The following is a 14,939-nucleotide window of genomic DNA, read 5'->3' on the forward strand; positions in this document are numbered from 1 at the left end:
TCGACATGAAGATTTCAGATGGTCGGGTTCTTTCACTCAAATTGGAAACTCCGGCGGTTAAACACTAATGCGATGATTTTAAGAATATGGAAAGGGCTTCACAATGACATATAAAAAGTACAACCCCTCTTGGGAGGGCTGTATGGGGGATTTCCTGAGAGGTCATGTTGGGACTAACCAATTAAAACCTCAGCATGAATTCTTTGATGCTATTGGTCTCGAAAAGCAGCTAAGGGAGAATACAACCTATATTGCGCTACTCTCGTTAGATGAAGCGAAAGATGTTCTGGAAGATATTGATTCGCCAAAACCCAAAAGTCCATTTATAAAGAAAATATTTGAGATTACCGATCCCATATCGCCATATGCAGGTAACATACATGATTCTTTTGATCTTTTTAATGTTATAGGGGAATTTAAGAAATTAGGGATTAAAGCGACAGAGTATGTTGGTAAAGACGGGAATAGATATATCAAAATATCAGGTTATGCGGGAGTTAGGAAAATCATCACTGCTTCAAGATATAAAGCTTCTAACATGAAGGTGATATCTATGGGGATTGGGCAGCAAGGACTGAATAGTGGCATAGTTAAGGGAATGAAATTCAGTATATTCTTTTCTGCGGCTTATCGAACGGTTGAGCTTATGTTTAAGGACGAATACACTTTGGCTGATTTTTTAGGTAATATTGCGGTAGATTTGGCTAAGACAGTAATAATAGCTTTTGTTTCTTGGGCTATTGGGTCTTTGATAGTAACTACGTTTTTGGCTGGTGCTAGCATAATTGCAGTGGCTGGTATTGTGTTTGGTATAGGTTTTGGAATGACATATGCACTTGATTCTTTGGATAAAAAATTTAAAATTAGCGAAACTGTTATTAATTTAATTAGAAAAGAAATGGAGAGAAAACCAAGAGCTCCAGAAGCTGATCTTAACCAAATTTTTCATAATTGGGGGAGATATGGTAAATAATAAAATAATACGTATTATTTGCGCAATTCTTTCATTGGCTTTAATGTCGTTTTGTATGTTTATAGTAAGTGAAGATTTATTTTCGTTAATTTTAATGGATGAGAAAATAACATTTTCAGGTGGTGTTTCCATTTTCTTTTTTTCTTTTCCTTTAATTTCATATTATATTATTTTGGTTATCTTTATTAATATAACTGGTCGTTATCCAAAGAGTTACGATATTTTTAATAAATATTTTTGTTCGATAGCTATTGTTTCAATTGTTTTAAGTTTTCCTACGTCTTTGTATGTGAATTATAAGTTGAAAAGTGATGGCTATTTGGTATGTCCAAGAATATCCTGGATGTCGCCTAATACCTATGTAAAAGATGTTAAGCTATGTGATTGATATGCTAAATATAGTCGTGGATAAAAAAAGAAAAATAATTCATATTATTTTGGCGATTTTTGTATTGTCCCTAGTATTTTTTGGTATGTTTGCTTCTGTTTATAGTCTACTTTCATTGATTACAATGGCTGAGGTAATCTCTTTTTCCTATATCTTTTTATGTGAATTATAAACTGAAGAGTGAGAATTACTTGATATGCCAAAAGATATCTTGGATGTCACCGAATAAATATGTAAAAGATATTAAGTTATGTGATTGATATCTTTTATTTAGATTCTTCATAACTGGGGGGGATGGAAAATAAGAAAAATGTTATACATATAATTATCGCTCTTGCTGTTTTTATTTTAGCGTTATCAGGTTTGTTTTTGACTGGAGAAAATTTAATTTCTTTAATTAAAATGGATAAAGAAATAACATTCTCAAGTAGTGTTTTTATGATATTTTTTCTTTTTCTTTCGTATCTTATGATTTTAATTTTTTTTAATAAATCACTTTTCATAATATTACCCCGCTCATTTTTTGTATTCCGAGTTTTTGCTGCGATGAAAACGATCGTAAAAAGACATCGACGTGATTGAGTCATTGCCACATAAATTGACAACAATGATTCCGAGTCACGGTTTCATGAAGTGATTGCCATCACCGTTCTATTTTATTCAACCAGGGAGAATAAACCGGTAAAAATAAAAGTGTGAACCTGCCATGTTGTGCCAGCCAGTTTTTGACTCTGTGACTTTTATGAATGCAATAATTATCTAAGATTAACGTGATAGTTTCCGCATGGGGATGACGGGCATTGAGTTCATCTAACATTCTGATAAACAAATCAGAATTCTTTTTTTCTCCTTTTACGTAAGTGACTTCTTTGGTTTGTGCATGGAGGCAGCCCGCCAGATAATATTTTTCGTTTTTTCCCGGTGTGACTATCCGTTTTTGCTGGCCTTTGAAACACCAATCTGCACCGATTTTGGGGGTTAAATCAATGTCGGCTTCATCTTCATAAAAAACCGGATGTCTTTCTGATATATTCGCTTTCGCTTCCATGATTTTTGCCATTCTTTCATCATATTCCGGGTCAGGTTGTTTCACTGTGGGGGTGGTTCTGCGCCAGACAATACCCACCTGAACGAAATGGCGATATAGCGTGCTTGATGTCAGAGAAATATTGAACAATTCATTGAGTGTTTTGTTCATGAGTTCAAGACTCCAGCGAGAACGAAGATACCCTAACTCTTGAGGCGATTGCTGTAATAAGAAAAACAAGATGTTATCGAGAGGAGTGAGCTCCCAGACTGCTGGCCTGCCAACGGGTAAACTTTTGAGTCCTTCCAATCCATATAACCTAAACCATTTAACCCAGCGATTGACAGAAGAGCGGGCGGCATGAAGGATTTTAGCGACTTTCGTCACAGTAACACCTTCATTTAACAGCAGTAATGCGGTTAATCGGCGGGCATATTCCTTGTCGCGAGTTTTATGGATAAGTTTTTTCATTTTTTGGCGTTCATCGTGGGGAATAGATGCTATTATTGGCATCACTCAGTCCGGGTTGGGGTTTGGGATTTTTTGCAATTGATCAGATCGCAAAAATCGGACTGAGTTCCCTTCAAGTGATCTACTATTTTGAAAATTTATTTAGTTAAAGTTTTATTATAGCTTGATTGGGTAATAACAATATGAAACGATTAATTAATTTATTGTTATTATTTCTTATTTAACCTATGCCGTACTTTGAATGTAAGCTCTGAGTATTTCCTTTTGCTCTATTAGGAGAAGTAAATTTTCGATCATCAAAACGTTTGCAACGCGACTTGTTGTTTCTGTCCACGGCAGTTTGTGTCAGAGTCGTTAAGTACGAATTACAGGAAGCTCCGCCCGGGTTGAGCGGAGAGCGGCAGCAAAGAAGAAATCAAACTCAAAAACACTAATTTATTATAGGTTTAAATGATTGGAAGATATATTTTGATTAAAAAATCAAAATCTACTCGATCATACTTTTTTTCTTAACCTCTATTCTTTCCCTGTTCCTTGCAAAAAGGGCAATCTACACAAGTTCGTTGGTTGACTGAGGTAAAATAAGTGCATTTACAGTTGTCGCATTCCTCGAGCATTGCATCTCCGCTACGAAGCTCAGATGCTAAGCACCAAGCATCAGTGATGTCAAAGGGGGCCCATCGAGCGCCTTTCATCCCCGGCACTTCTTTTCTGATAGCGTGATACATTCGGAAAGCCTTATTCAGAGCTTTTATGTTCACGGATCTGAGTGCGCTTTTTCCTCCGATGTTGTAGTAGAGCTGCATGAGCAATGAAGCCTGAATCTTAGAGGTATGGCTATGGATTAATGTAGCGCCTCCACGGAATGTACGAGACTTACGCTCTAGTTTATAGCCATCGTGTTCGAGGTCTTGGTACAATCGCCTAACCTGTTTATATGTTAGGCCAGTCTCAATCATTATGATTTTGGTAATGTAGCCAGCTAAAGCCATGTGTCGTGCTGCAACCCATCTCCCAAGAGTGCTTGAATTACCTATGTTCATCTCCACCTCCCACGTCCCTGGAGAGATTGTTGTAACTTTTTTAGTACCGGGTGGGTTAGTTCATTCCAGCTATCATCTAAGATTTCCTCAACAATGCTTGGCGCAAAGCGAAGAGTGAAGTACGTGACTGTTGTTGCAGACATGTGACGTAATTGGCTGTCGGTGGAGTGAGCGACAAGTGTTGCCAACTCTCGAGAAACACCGAAAACTTCTTTAGCCATGTCAACGTCTTTCACCGCTACGCGATTTAATAGCAACCAATAGGCAGCATCGAACTCATCTATAGTTTTATGAATGAATACAATTGGGTCGTATTCTCCACTGAGGTGAGAAATGATCGTCTGTTCTGGCGTTTCTAGTTTGAAAGAGATTAGAACCCCAGAAGCTAGAGCCTCAAATTGCAAAGCTGTAGCCGAGGCGAGCCTATTGACTATTTCAGCATTTAAAGAAAATTGAGATGACGTATCTTCTGCGCGTTCCTTTGCAAGTGCTCCAAGAAGGTTCCATAAAGTAAGATCAAATTCGTAAACGTTTTTGTCGGCTTCTTCCTGATCAAGATTGGCCGCTTTAATATCCCACGCTTCAATAATATCCAGCTCCAGCATTATTCCCCCTTACAGATCTCGAAGGTTCCGGTAAATTGCAAGGACACGACTGCCATAATTGCGAGCTCGAGCTTCGTCCTTCCATGCGTGATAACGGCCAATCCCCAATTCTAAGTCGTTTGGTGATGAATTGATGGTTTCTGCCAGCACTTTAGTTCCAACCATCACGTTGGTTTCAGGGTCTAGCAGTTTAGTTGGGTTACTAACCCGATACCCATGCCAACGGATGCTTATTTGCATAAATCCGACATCAATAGCTCGCCCGTATTGCTGCTGGAATTCTGCGAGTTTTTCCCTTGCCTGTTCACTATTTTTAGCATAGAACGGCGAGTCAGGAGTTCGAAGAGCCCAGGGCCAAGGGCTAATGGAGCCATCCCCATGACCAAATGCTGACTCGGCCAAAGCAACCGAGTAAACAAGGAGTGGGTCGAGACCATATTCTTTTGCTGCCTTGTCAAAAATCGTACCGCTAATATCTATCGCAGAAGCAGACGCTGAGCACATAGAGGCGGCAAGAACTAATCGTTTCACTGTAGATCTCATCAATTTGCCTTCTTGTGTCTGCTGAGCGGGATTTTATGCTCCTCGTCATATCGCTCAGGCCAAATCTGGCTAGGTTTCATCTCTAAGGCTGTAGCTATCTTGTGCTCCCAGCGAGGACTGGGTTTATAAACAGCAGTAGATACAACTTGCCGTGATGTTTTGTTTTTTCTGCCCACAGAGGCTCGAGAAAGCTCTCGGATCTTAAACGGGTACTTGATCCATTCAAGCTTCTCTTCTGGGCCGCCAGGGATTTCTAGTTCATGGCTTTTTTTCGTCATCGGTTACCTAAAAACTGCGTTGTTACCAATAATAAAAGTGCATCAGCTCGTGAACGCTTTTAGAGACTTTCTGTTGTCACAACCTGACAAATTTCGCGTCTTTATAAGCCCAAAATATGATGCTGTCAATATAAAAAACCTTTAAAAACATACAGTTAACTTTTTTTCTATAAAATGGGGTTACAATATTATTAATAATCAATAAGATACAAATCAATCAATCAATGTGTTTGAAATTTAGCCAAGATAATGGCGTGAATAACGCACAAAAAAGTGCGGTACTTTGAGATATGAAATAACGATTAGGTATAAGTGTTTTAAAAATACAGCAAAAGCTGAGGAAGACAGGAAAAACAAACGTTTGGCCCGACAACATAAATAATATGTATATGAAAAAGGATAATATAAGCTAGGAGAGACAACTCTGTATTCCTACAGATAGGGATCAAAGCGTTAGCAATGACCTAACCTATAGTTTACATGATTGACTTAATATGTTCAATATATGTATTTTTTTGTCAATAAACGTTTTGTTACGTAAATTTTGATGGAAGTTTTGCGCGGATTTTATTCATTAACTCTCTAGTGGAATATCGATTTTGCAAAAAAACGTCAAAATCTCACAGTTGCACTTTTTGATGTTATGTCACGAAAGAACTTGAGGTTGGTATGAAATATCTAATGAACATAGCGCTATTAGGCATGATATTTCTGGGTATAGCAATGGCTGCAGATACCCCGTGGGGATTCGGTGTTGTTCTGATTCCGTTCGTTATCTGGGGTACTCAGTTGTTGGTTTTGGTTCACAAAAGTATTTGGTCTACAGTTGTGTTCTGGGGGGGAATTGCGTATTTCCAGTGGCAAGTTACTGTCGTGGTTGGTGTTGTCTATCTGGTTGTATGGATTGCCAGGAAGATTGTTACGGCTGACAAAGAAGTTGTCTATCGTCGCCGTCAGAAGAGAAAAAAGTACCAACTTTCCCCCATCCGTGATTATAAGTGTCACTTGGGGTACAAAGAGGAATAGGGGGTTTTGTACCCCCTTGGTATTTTCTTTATTTTGCTTTATCGGAAACGTTGGTTTGCGATGTTGTAACCCCTGATGTTTGTCAAATAACTACCAGATCTGTCTCCTGCATCCGTTGAGTTTTGCAAAATGTTGACCAATTCGTCTGTGAATTTGGCATTTTTCTGAGATAGTACAGGTTGGCCATTGGCATCGGTCATCGTGCTTCCATCTGGATTCTGTTCCGCGTACTCCATCTTAAGGTTATGTACAGCGTTGTTCATCCGAGTCTGGTTGGTGTCGTAGGATTCAGCATATACAGCCGCCTGAGCCGGTGTTAAGCCGTATCGGTTTTGAGCTATATTTTGCATTGTTTCCTTGAATTCAGCTCCGTACTGGCGCATAAACTGCTGGGCTGCTTCACCACCCGCTTCAGCGGCTGATGTAAAGGCAGCTGCATAGAATGCCCCTTTCTCTTCGATACTCATCCCCTTGGCTGCCTCAGAAAGATTTGACTTACCAGTGAGCCATTCTTTAGCTGCATCATAACCGCTAGCTGCTGCACCCATGATGTTGCGGCCAAGTTTCGCTACTCCTACCATTGCATCACCGGCCCAGCCGAACTCTTTCTTGATGTACTCATCGCCTCGTTTAGTTGCCGCAATAAACTGATCTCGTTGCTCAGGAGTCATCGTTCTCATTTGATCCATTGCTTTAGAGAATACATCTGCTCCGGCAGCGCCGCCAGAGACTACAGCGCCACCAGCCTGCTCGGCTCGTCTGGCAAACCAGTCAGTAGAGTTATCCCAAGCTCCCCACGTTGATGCACTCCAGGACATACCTGGCGAGTGAAGTGTATTGTTTTGTGCTTTTTCACGTTCAGGCGCAGACATCGCTCTTTCTGCTTGATTTGCTTTATTCTGTAACACGGCAGTGCCCGCAGTATGATCACCTTGTACTGTCGGACTTCCTGACGGCAACTGATCGACTTCGGATGCAGGATTGGTTCTGGTCGTTCTTGTTACTTCATTGCGGAAATCAGGCCTTAAATTCGGGCCGGAGCCAACGGCGCGTTTAACAGCTCCAGATAGCCCAGATACATTCGGCTCAGTGATTCCGCTATTACCATAAGCGTCTCCATTGAACGAGGAGTTGCGGCCAGTGGCCATATTGATCGCCTGGAGGGTGGCTTGGAATCCAGCAAGTTCCTTGCCAGGTTCATAATTTTTTGGATTGGTCATGGCGGTCATTCGCGCCGCCGCTTGGGCTACTTGAGGAGCCATGCCATAGGAGCGGTATCTTTGCTCAAGTTCAGCGGCTTCTTGTTTGACTGGATGGTCGGCTATCTTGAAATATTCATTCAGATGATTCATAGCTGCTGGTGTTTGAGCTACTGCTCCTCCCAGAGTCTTAAAGTCGGTATTGGTCATCGACCCCATTTGGTTCTTTAGCTGGCTCATTGTTGTGAATGTGTTAGATGCCGATACCAGATCAGATGCAGATTTTGACAGATTCTGAGAAAGCGTATCGCCCCAAATTTGCTTGAAGGTTTCACCACCGGAGCGACTGAACCCTTGCGCCAACTGATTTGTCAGAGCTTGGCTATCAGTCTGAGAGACGCTGACTTCTTTTAGATATTGGGACACATCACTTGCAGACCAGTTTGAGGAATCTTGGGACAATGATGCGGTTGTACCTTCGGCCTGAGCGTTGACATCAATGACATCACCACCTCCTGATTTATTTCCCCCTGTTGCCGCTTTCATGGCTGTCTTAGTCTTACTAACCATAGGCATTAACATTGATGCTGCTTCATCAAAGTCTAGTTTACCCATCATTCGCATTGCGAACGCGCCTTTCACTGCATCTGAGTGCGAATCATCCACTTGGAACTTGTCCATGAAATTTTTCGCTTGCGTGTTAATGAGTTGGCTTTGGGAGGTATTCTGAGAAGCGGCTTTCCGACTAATATCTGACAATCTTGCATATGCTTGTTCTTGATTTACTCCATCGGAGAATCCCCTTCCCAAAGTACCTTGAAAAGCCTCTGATTTTTGGCTCTGTAGAGCTTGGGCTGAACTTACTCCAGATGCCAATGTTGACCCCAGAGAGAAAGTGCCAATCATACTTTCGGCACCAGTGGCAATGGCGCCGCTGAATTGGTTATGGGAGTAAGCTGGCTGACTTTGCATTACTGGTCCTTGTTTGAGTAGATCTGGCGACTGCATTTTTTCATCGACGTGATCAGTGCCATTAATGCGAGAGGCAAGGCTGGTAAAGGCATAAGTACTTCCGGTGACGATAAAAAGAGAGATCACTGGCGTAGCTGCCGCCAGCATCCCGCCGGTTGCAATCCAAGACTGCAAAATGTCTCCAGCGGATGAAAGAGCATACATCGAGTTAAAACCAGCAGAACTTAAACTGGACATCTCGTTGGATGCGGCAGTATGAATGAACAGATTAATGATAGACAAAACTGGCATCCATAGCTGAATCCAGAGGATGGTCTGGACATATTTCCCGGCCAGTTGTAAGCCAAAACTGCCCATCACGATGATGAAAGCAATGATCGGTGTAATGGCATAAATGAAGCCTTCGAAGAAGGTCAGCATAGGACGGACTACAGTCATGAACATAGACTGTTCTGCTGCCCACTGGGTATTTCTCTGTTGGATAGCTTGATTAATCATCAGCGCTGAACCATAGTCCTGTAGATCTTGGTATCGGCCAGCAGCGGCTTCGTAGTAGAGTGGTTCCAGCACTGCAACTTTCAGATAGTCGGTGGCTAATGTCGTTGTAGCTCCCATTGCTTGCAATGAATCGCCAATTTTGGTGATAGCGTTGCTGCCAGTAGTGATATCTATCTTCAGGATATTATTTAGAGCATTAATGACGACGGGACTGTTAAGATTTGCTATCGCATTGCTGATAGCAACCCAACCATCGGTACAAGTGTAGTCATTTCCATCTGGGTTGGTTGGGTTGAGGTAGAGCCGCGTTCCATAGAGCGGTGAGTTGAATCTCAAGGCTGAGTCGATAGAGTTATTCATGAGTTCATCTAAGGACATCAAATTGAGATCTATTTTGGTCAACGTACATTCGCGGATGTAGTTACTCAATGAACGGCGCACGTCTACATGTTTACCGCCATTTACGAGGTTAAGTGCGGTAAATACTCCTGTGTTATACGATCTCCTACGAACATCATTCAGTAGTTTCAAAGTCTCGGAGAAGTGTCTATTCGTAACGTTCGGTGCAATAACACCGTATCCTGTCTCGAACAGGTCAGTAATGGTGTAACCTATATTTGAGATTATGCCGCCAGAAAATCCGACCCCAATAGGAACATTATCTACTACACGAACTTGTCCTGTGTAAGCATCTTCAATGGTTACTGTGGTTGTTGGACCAAAGAAGCAAGCATAAAGAATCCAACCGACTAAGACTTGCTGGAAGTTGATTTGTTTGGCTCCTTGGAATATTGACTGAACACAGATCATGAGAATCCCAAGAAGCAGGCCAATACTGACCATTTTCTCGAAATCTCCAGTTCCGGTAATCATGGATACTGCAATTAGAATTTGCTCCAAGAAAGCAGAGTCACCGATTGAGTGAATTAAAAAAGTACCCATACTCAATTGACCTCTTAGTTTGTGCCAGGAGGATTGGACAACGTTGCCTGCATGTATTTTTGCTTGCGGATGTTGTTCAGTAGGTTGTTGTACTTCTCTATCTGGCTTGCTAGATCACCATACTGAGATGCCAGGACGGCATACTCAGATTGGATTTTAATTTTGGATTGCGCCAGTACTTTAAGCGCTTCTTTTTTGTAAGGTGATTGGCTGTTTGCCAGAGATATATTGGCGGCACGGAAGAGTTCTTCTGTGAAGTTGTACATTATCATTAGAGCAATGGCGCCAGAGGAATCTGTTGTAAAAAGATAAGCGGCATCTTTAGACAGGACTGACAGATTTCGAATAATTGTACCGATTCCACTCGGGAGGTTGGATACAAATGCCCTTTCAGAGTCAGTCAGAGTGCCTGAGTTAGTTGCGTATTTATAGATGACTCCTGGCGTTGAGGCGGTCCCCAGAAGTATGTCTATGATCTGGCCCTGAATGCCTTTAATTACAACCGTCTTATTGCCGGCCCCTCCCTCGCCAGCGGTAAGACAGTTGGCTGTGTCGCTACCGCAAGAGTAGATCTTAATTGATCCTCCAGAGATGAGGTTCGATAAAGTGATCTTATTGCCAGGCAACGTAATCAAGGAATTGGTTTTTTCTCCAGAACCAGAAGAGTTAGGATCGTCAATAAGGTCACCAATAATGACAGTCCCGGTCAATGACATGATGGCCTCCAGCAGTGTGTTATCGCCGTACTGGAACCAAGTATTAGCACTATTGCTTTTAAGCTGCTTCCAGACGATATTGCCGATCATTTTCTGGTATTCGTCCGGTTTATTCTTTTTCAACTCTTCGAGAGGATTCTTGCCGCTTGGTTCTTGCTTGGATGAGAAGAAGTCTTCAAAAAGACCTATAGTGGTGGATTTGATGGAGGCATCAGTCTTGTGCTTAAGATTAAAACCAGACGTCAAGTCGTTCACGAGGCCTTGAGCCAACTGGCACGAATTACCGAGGTGTTGGTTAAGCGCCTGTACTTTTTTCTGGAAGTTCTCAATCCATTTCGCACCGTCAGGAAATACATTATCGAGAGCAAGTTGGAAAGCGTAACCTTTTGCGTTAGCTGCGACCGAACGAAGCAGCTGTACGATCTGGTCAGCGTTGATGAAGGATAGTGAACCACCGAACAGATCGACGCCTCCACAACCCGCTTTCCATGAAGGCGGTGCAAAGCTGACTAGGTTCTCATCGAATATCCTAGTCTTGGTAGTAAAACGCCCTCCAGCAAGAACCCCACGCCGTTGAGTTTCATACACGCCAGCAGGTGTAATATTACTCATTTCATTGAATAACTTGTCCATCTCGGACTGAAGCCCATTTCCTGCTTGAGCCGTTACAGAAGTTATAATGATGCCCATCGCCACACTCAGGACAAGTAAGCTCTTAGTTAATATCTTTCGGTTGACCATTTTAGTACTCCTGTAATTTTGCCTGGATGTAGTTCATGAGTTGTTCAGGTGGTACAAAGTTATCTTTGTCGCCGTTAGTCTTAGAAAGTGCTTGGAGAGTAGCTTCAAGTTCGGGAGATGCCAGTTGTTCAGCGATATTGTTTTCAAAGTTCAGAACAGGTCTGGTTCGATTGAACTCCTTATCAGAAACCCAATTGTTGCGTTTAGCGGCGACCAAGATGCGGTGATTTAGTTCTGGCAGTGACATTGGGCCTTGTCCAATCGGAGTAAACTGTCCTTCGGGTGAAGCAAGGAAAATAGCTGGATACGTCACAACACCAAGTTGTCTGGCGTGGCCGTTGTCTGTCCTGAAATCAGGAAAAAGGTTGTTCGGCAATGGTTTCCCATCGACCGATATAGGGACGATAGAGAACCCTTCTGCTTGTTCAAGCATCTTGATCAATGGTGCTTGAAGGTTGCTGTAATTGTCATCGGATTTGTAGAAGAAGAAGATCCCAACCCTTTGGGAGACGTTCTTCAAAAGCCGGTTTTTCGCATTTCCTGCATCACGATCAACTTGCTGTGATGCAAATGTGGCGGCTGGACGCCGGGTGATTTCATCCAGGAATGGATCGCCAACTACAGCTAGTTCTGTTGTATCGGAGAACTGTTCTGAACGGTCAATTGCGAAGCGTTGCAGATAAAGGAAGGTTCTGACATTTTCGATGGTGGGATTATCCCATGCCAGATCTTTGTACTTAGGTAAGTTTTCCCGGAACCATGCAGCAGAAAACATTCCTGGTTTTTTCGGTACGGGAACTGCTGGTTTCACCGGTGTGGGTGGGGGATCTATCGGTTTAGGTTCCGGTTTCTTAATCTCTTCTTCTAACTCTTTTGGATCTGGTTCATACCAGAACCAGCCTTCGGCTTTGCGCTCATAGAACCTCTGCTCTTTCTCATGAGCAAAGGTCTGGGTCGTTGCTCCCAGCGTGAGCGCTGCCAAAAGTAGTATATTTAGAGGCTTTTTTTTCATAGTCTCACGCGTATATTTTCCCATGTTTACTATGGTAGAAGGGGAAAGAGTGAAACTAGGCAGGTGTTGGCGCCCATTTAGGGCGTTTAGAAAGTTTTGTTTGTGTCAACTTTCACATGTGAAAGCTAAGTTACTTGGAAGCTTGGAGTTAGCTGGATACCTCCTTTTTTACATATTTGAAGGTAAGGTTTTCTGGAGGCAATTAGACGTAATCCAAGAGGCTATAACCTTTTTCTCTATGTTATTATGGAAAAATAGGGATAGATTTAAAAATCAAGTGCTTACTTGCCTTCTTTATTAATTTTTCTATGTACAAACTTTATTGAGTTCGCAAGCATTGAAAAAATTGGGTATATAAATTTAATACAAGGTGCTGCACAATTAGCTACAGCTAACACTATTTCCTTTTCCTAATCATCCATTTCTTTCAAAAACCGTTACAAGAACTCTCTTTTTACTGTCATCATCAATGATCATTAGATATTTGAATTTTGAATCACGGTGACCCCAAATTTCAATGTTGTCTGTTCTACCATATTTTCGCACTTTATGACGGACTGTCCTTTCATCGAAAGGCTGGATTTGTAGTTCTGGGTGTTGTAATCGGCTAATCAACGAAGCCCAAGGCTTCTTAGGGTCACCAGAGGTAATGCGGGCTTGGTATTGGTTTACGGCATGTGCTGTGACGAGAACCTTACCGATGGCTGGCGTGTCGATTTCATAATAGGCTTGAGCGTGGGTGTAAATCTGTTGTTCGGCATTAAGAAGTTCTACGTCGCACTCGTCAAGCGCGGGCATGAGTGCCATGTCTTGTGACACCTCTATCACTATCCCTTTCATACGGCCTTTTGTGAGAAAGGTAGAGAATTTAGTGGCAAATTTTTTACTGGACTTGCCTAGCATTAGTTTGCGAATGGCTCCTTTGGATACTTCTAGTTTGTATCCAGATCCGGAGATTGGCTCACGACTAAAAACTTGTTTATCGAACATCAAATATCGAATGGCAATCAACTCCGCTAAGAGGTCTGCTTCATCATGTTCAAAGTCGATACGGACATCCAAGATACCTTTACGATTTGCTCCTACTCGCCAATATACCAGTGCTGAGTTGTTCGATGTCTTTTTTGCAACTGTAGTCAACGTCATCATGGTTTTTATAATCTCCTTGTAGGGTAGTGATTGGCAGTACTGTTGTCCCTTTGCTCAATTTTTCACTTCCATGCTATCACAGGTTTAAAGATAGCCAATCGCAGGGAATGTATTACTTGACGTGTCAGTAAGGTGTTGTCTCTTGACGAGGCACTTCCACATTTTGAAATGTGTGCCTAATTTAGTAAAGAAAGGCCAGCTAATGCTGACCTTCTTGGTATTTTTTGCAATTGTTACTCAGGCATCTGTGATGCGTTTTTCTTCTGACCTTCATGATAAAGGTACAAGTTATCGCCGGTTACAACGATGAAGAAAATTGACAATCCCACATGTTAAGTATTAACAACTGTGCTGATTTGACTTCCTCAGGAATTGCTAATTTTGGTTAAGATTATACCGTAGATCCATAATATGATCCCGACAACCAGAACCACAGTAGCTTCACTAGTAGTGATGTTACCTTTGGAAACAGTCAATCCAACAATACCAACGCCGATAGTAGTTACGGAGACTTTACGTAAGTCTTCACCAATAGAACCGAGCGTCTTTTTGTTGATAGAAAAAAGACTCATGAACCACGTCTTTAAGCGTAAAAACTTCTTCAAGATTACCTCCATTGCTATAAAGGAGGCGATCCAATCCCTTAGGGGGAATGGACTCCCCCTGTGTGGGTTAAAGTTTTCGGGCAGACAAAGCCGTTAGCGGCTTTGTCATGCTAGTTTCATCGAACTCATGACATAATCAAACGGTAATCCCGTAAGTGCATTAAGTCAAAGTAAGAGGCTGAATTCCTTCCCTATCCCGAAGAGAGAAGGAAAGATATACAGTATTATTCAGATGTTATATCAACCTATGAGATATCAATGACGAGCATACTCAGCTCTCCAGCTTTCTATAAAGCTCGGAGATAGTGAACATTTGGGAAACCAAGGTTTTCCCTGACTCGTCAGAATATCGTTAGAGTTGAATTCCATTATCAGAGTTTTAAGGAAACCCTAACTCAGGGAAAATGTACCAAAGAGGCTCCTTTACCGGGAAGTACTTTCCGGTAAAGGGTTAAAAGGGTCACCCCGATTGGAGGCGTAACCAAAAACACTATCAATAATCCAACTTGTTTACCGATAGTGGTTATATCCGCTAACAAGCTATCGTTGATGGGCTTGTTGGCGGATTTAGGTATTGTCCAAGTTCATTCCTTGGTGCATAAGGTGTACTCCTAAAAAACGAGGTACACTTACTCCAAACAGAAAAATGCATCCGTCAGGGTTTGATTACATGTTGAATTTAATATGCTGTTTGTTTTTCGAGACCAGCTATCTCATTTTTCGCTCTCCTAAGAGAACCAAATCTGTTTTC

At 41.9% G+C, this 14,939-nt stretch carries 12 protein-coding genes and 2 pseudogenes; 4 read left to right on the forward strand and 10 right to left on the reverse strand.

From position 1 onward, the window contains the following. The first annotated feature begins 103 nt into the window (after nt 1-103). The 3 genes and pseudogenes from V2H77_RS11990 to V2H77_RS12000 form a co-directional block, all read left to right on the forward strand. Nucleotides 104-973: a hypothetical protein gene (locus V2H77_RS11990; protein WP_341498963.1), complete on the forward strand. Its 870-nt coding sequence runs from the start codon at nt 104-106 to the stop codon at nt 971-973. Further along, nucleotides 963-1,361, forward strand: coding sequence for a DUF1240 domain-containing protein (locus V2H77_RS11995; RefSeq protein WP_341498964.1), 399 nt, complete (start codon nt 963-965; stop codon nt 1,359-1,361). The genes V2H77_RS11990 and V2H77_RS11995 overlap by 11 nt, the downstream gene beginning before the upstream one ends. A gap of 143 nt (nt 1,362-1,504) precedes the next feature. Next, nucleotides 1,505-1,621: pseudogene (locus tag V2H77_RS12000) on the forward strand (DUF1240 domain-containing protein); the annotation flags it as partial. Nucleotides 1,622-1,627: 6 nt separating this feature from the next. Here V2H77_RS12000 and V2H77_RS12005 read toward each other — a convergent pair. The 6 genes and pseudogenes from V2H77_RS12005 to V2H77_RS12030 all read right to left on the reverse strand — a co-directional run bounded on the left by V2H77_RS12005 (nt 1,628) and on the right by V2H77_RS12030 (nt 5,328). Then, the gene (locus tag V2H77_RS12005) at nt 1,628-1,864 is read right to left on the reverse strand and encodes a hypothetical protein (protein ID WP_341498965.1); all 237 of its coding nucleotides are present in this window, start codon (nt 1,862-1,864) and stop codon (nt 1,628-1,630) included. Beyond that, nucleotides 1,861-2,901 (reverse strand): annotated as a pseudogene (locus tag V2H77_RS12010) (IS630 family transposase). The gene V2H77_RS12005 and the pseudogene V2H77_RS12010 overlap by 4 nt, the downstream one beginning before the upstream one ends. A gap of 467 nt (nt 2,902-3,368) precedes the next feature. Continuing rightward, a complete protein-coding gene (locus V2H77_RS12015; RefSeq protein ID WP_341498966.1) occupies nt 3,369-3,902 on the reverse strand; it encodes a FlhC family transcriptional regulator in 534 nt (177 codons plus the stop codon). Continuing rightward, entirely contained in the window at nt 3,899-4,507 is a 609-nt protein-coding gene (locus V2H77_RS12020) for a transcriptional regulator (protein WP_341498967.1), read from the reverse strand. The genes V2H77_RS12015 and V2H77_RS12020 overlap by 4 nt, the downstream gene beginning before the upstream one ends. Before the next feature lie 9 nt (nt 4,508-4,516). Next, nucleotides 4,517-5,050: a transglycosylase SLT domain-containing protein gene (locus V2H77_RS12025; RefSeq protein ID WP_341498968.1), complete on the reverse strand. Its 534-nt coding sequence runs from the start codon at nt 5,048-5,050 to the stop codon at nt 4,517-4,519. Then, complete coding sequence (locus V2H77_RS12030) at nt 5,050-5,328, reverse strand: helix-turn-helix domain-containing protein (RefSeq protein ID WP_341498969.1); 279 nt, start codon at nt 5,326-5,328, stop codon at nt 5,050-5,052. The genes V2H77_RS12025 and V2H77_RS12030 overlap by 1 nt, the downstream gene beginning before the upstream one ends. A 723-nt stretch (nt 5,329-6,051) precedes the next feature. Between V2H77_RS12030 and V2H77_RS12035 the strand changes: the two genes are divergently transcribed. Then, nucleotides 6,052-6,354: a permease gene (locus V2H77_RS12035; RefSeq protein WP_341498970.1), complete on the forward strand. Its 303-nt coding sequence runs from the start codon at nt 6,052-6,054 to the stop codon at nt 6,352-6,354. Between the two features lie 38 nt (nt 6,355-6,392). On the opposite strand, the gene V2H77_RS12040 is transcribed toward V2H77_RS12035, so the two are convergent. From V2H77_RS12040 to V2H77_RS12055, 4 genes are all read right to left on the reverse strand, one after another. Then, nucleotides 6,393-9,965: a conjugal transfer protein TraG N-terminal domain-containing protein gene (locus V2H77_RS12040; protein ID WP_341498971.1), complete on the reverse strand. Its 3,573-nt coding sequence runs from the start codon at nt 9,963-9,965 to the stop codon at nt 6,393-6,395. 14 nt (nt 9,966-9,979) lie between these two features. After that, nucleotides 9,980-11,422, reverse strand: coding sequence for a conjugal transfer protein TraH (locus V2H77_RS12045; RefSeq protein WP_341498972.1), 1,443 nt, complete (start codon nt 11,420-11,422; stop codon nt 9,980-9,982). A gap of 1 nt (nt 11,423) precedes the next feature. Further along, nucleotides 11,424-12,434, reverse strand: coding sequence for a conjugal transfer protein TraF (gene traF, locus V2H77_RS12050; RefSeq protein ID WP_445935481.1), 1,011 nt, complete (start codon nt 12,432-12,434; stop codon nt 11,424-11,426). A 414-nt stretch (nt 12,435-12,848) separates the two neighbouring features. After that, a complete protein-coding gene (locus V2H77_RS12055) occupies nt 12,849-13,583 on the reverse strand; it encodes a hypothetical protein (protein ID WP_341498974.1) in 735 nt (244 codons plus the stop codon). Nucleotides 13,584-14,939 lie beyond the last annotated feature (1,356 nt).

Source organism: Photorhabdus sp. P32 (assembly GCF_038085095.1).
Classification (GTDB): Bacteria; Pseudomonadota; Gammaproteobacteria; order Enterobacterales; family Enterobacteriaceae; genus Photorhabdus; species Photorhabdus luminescens.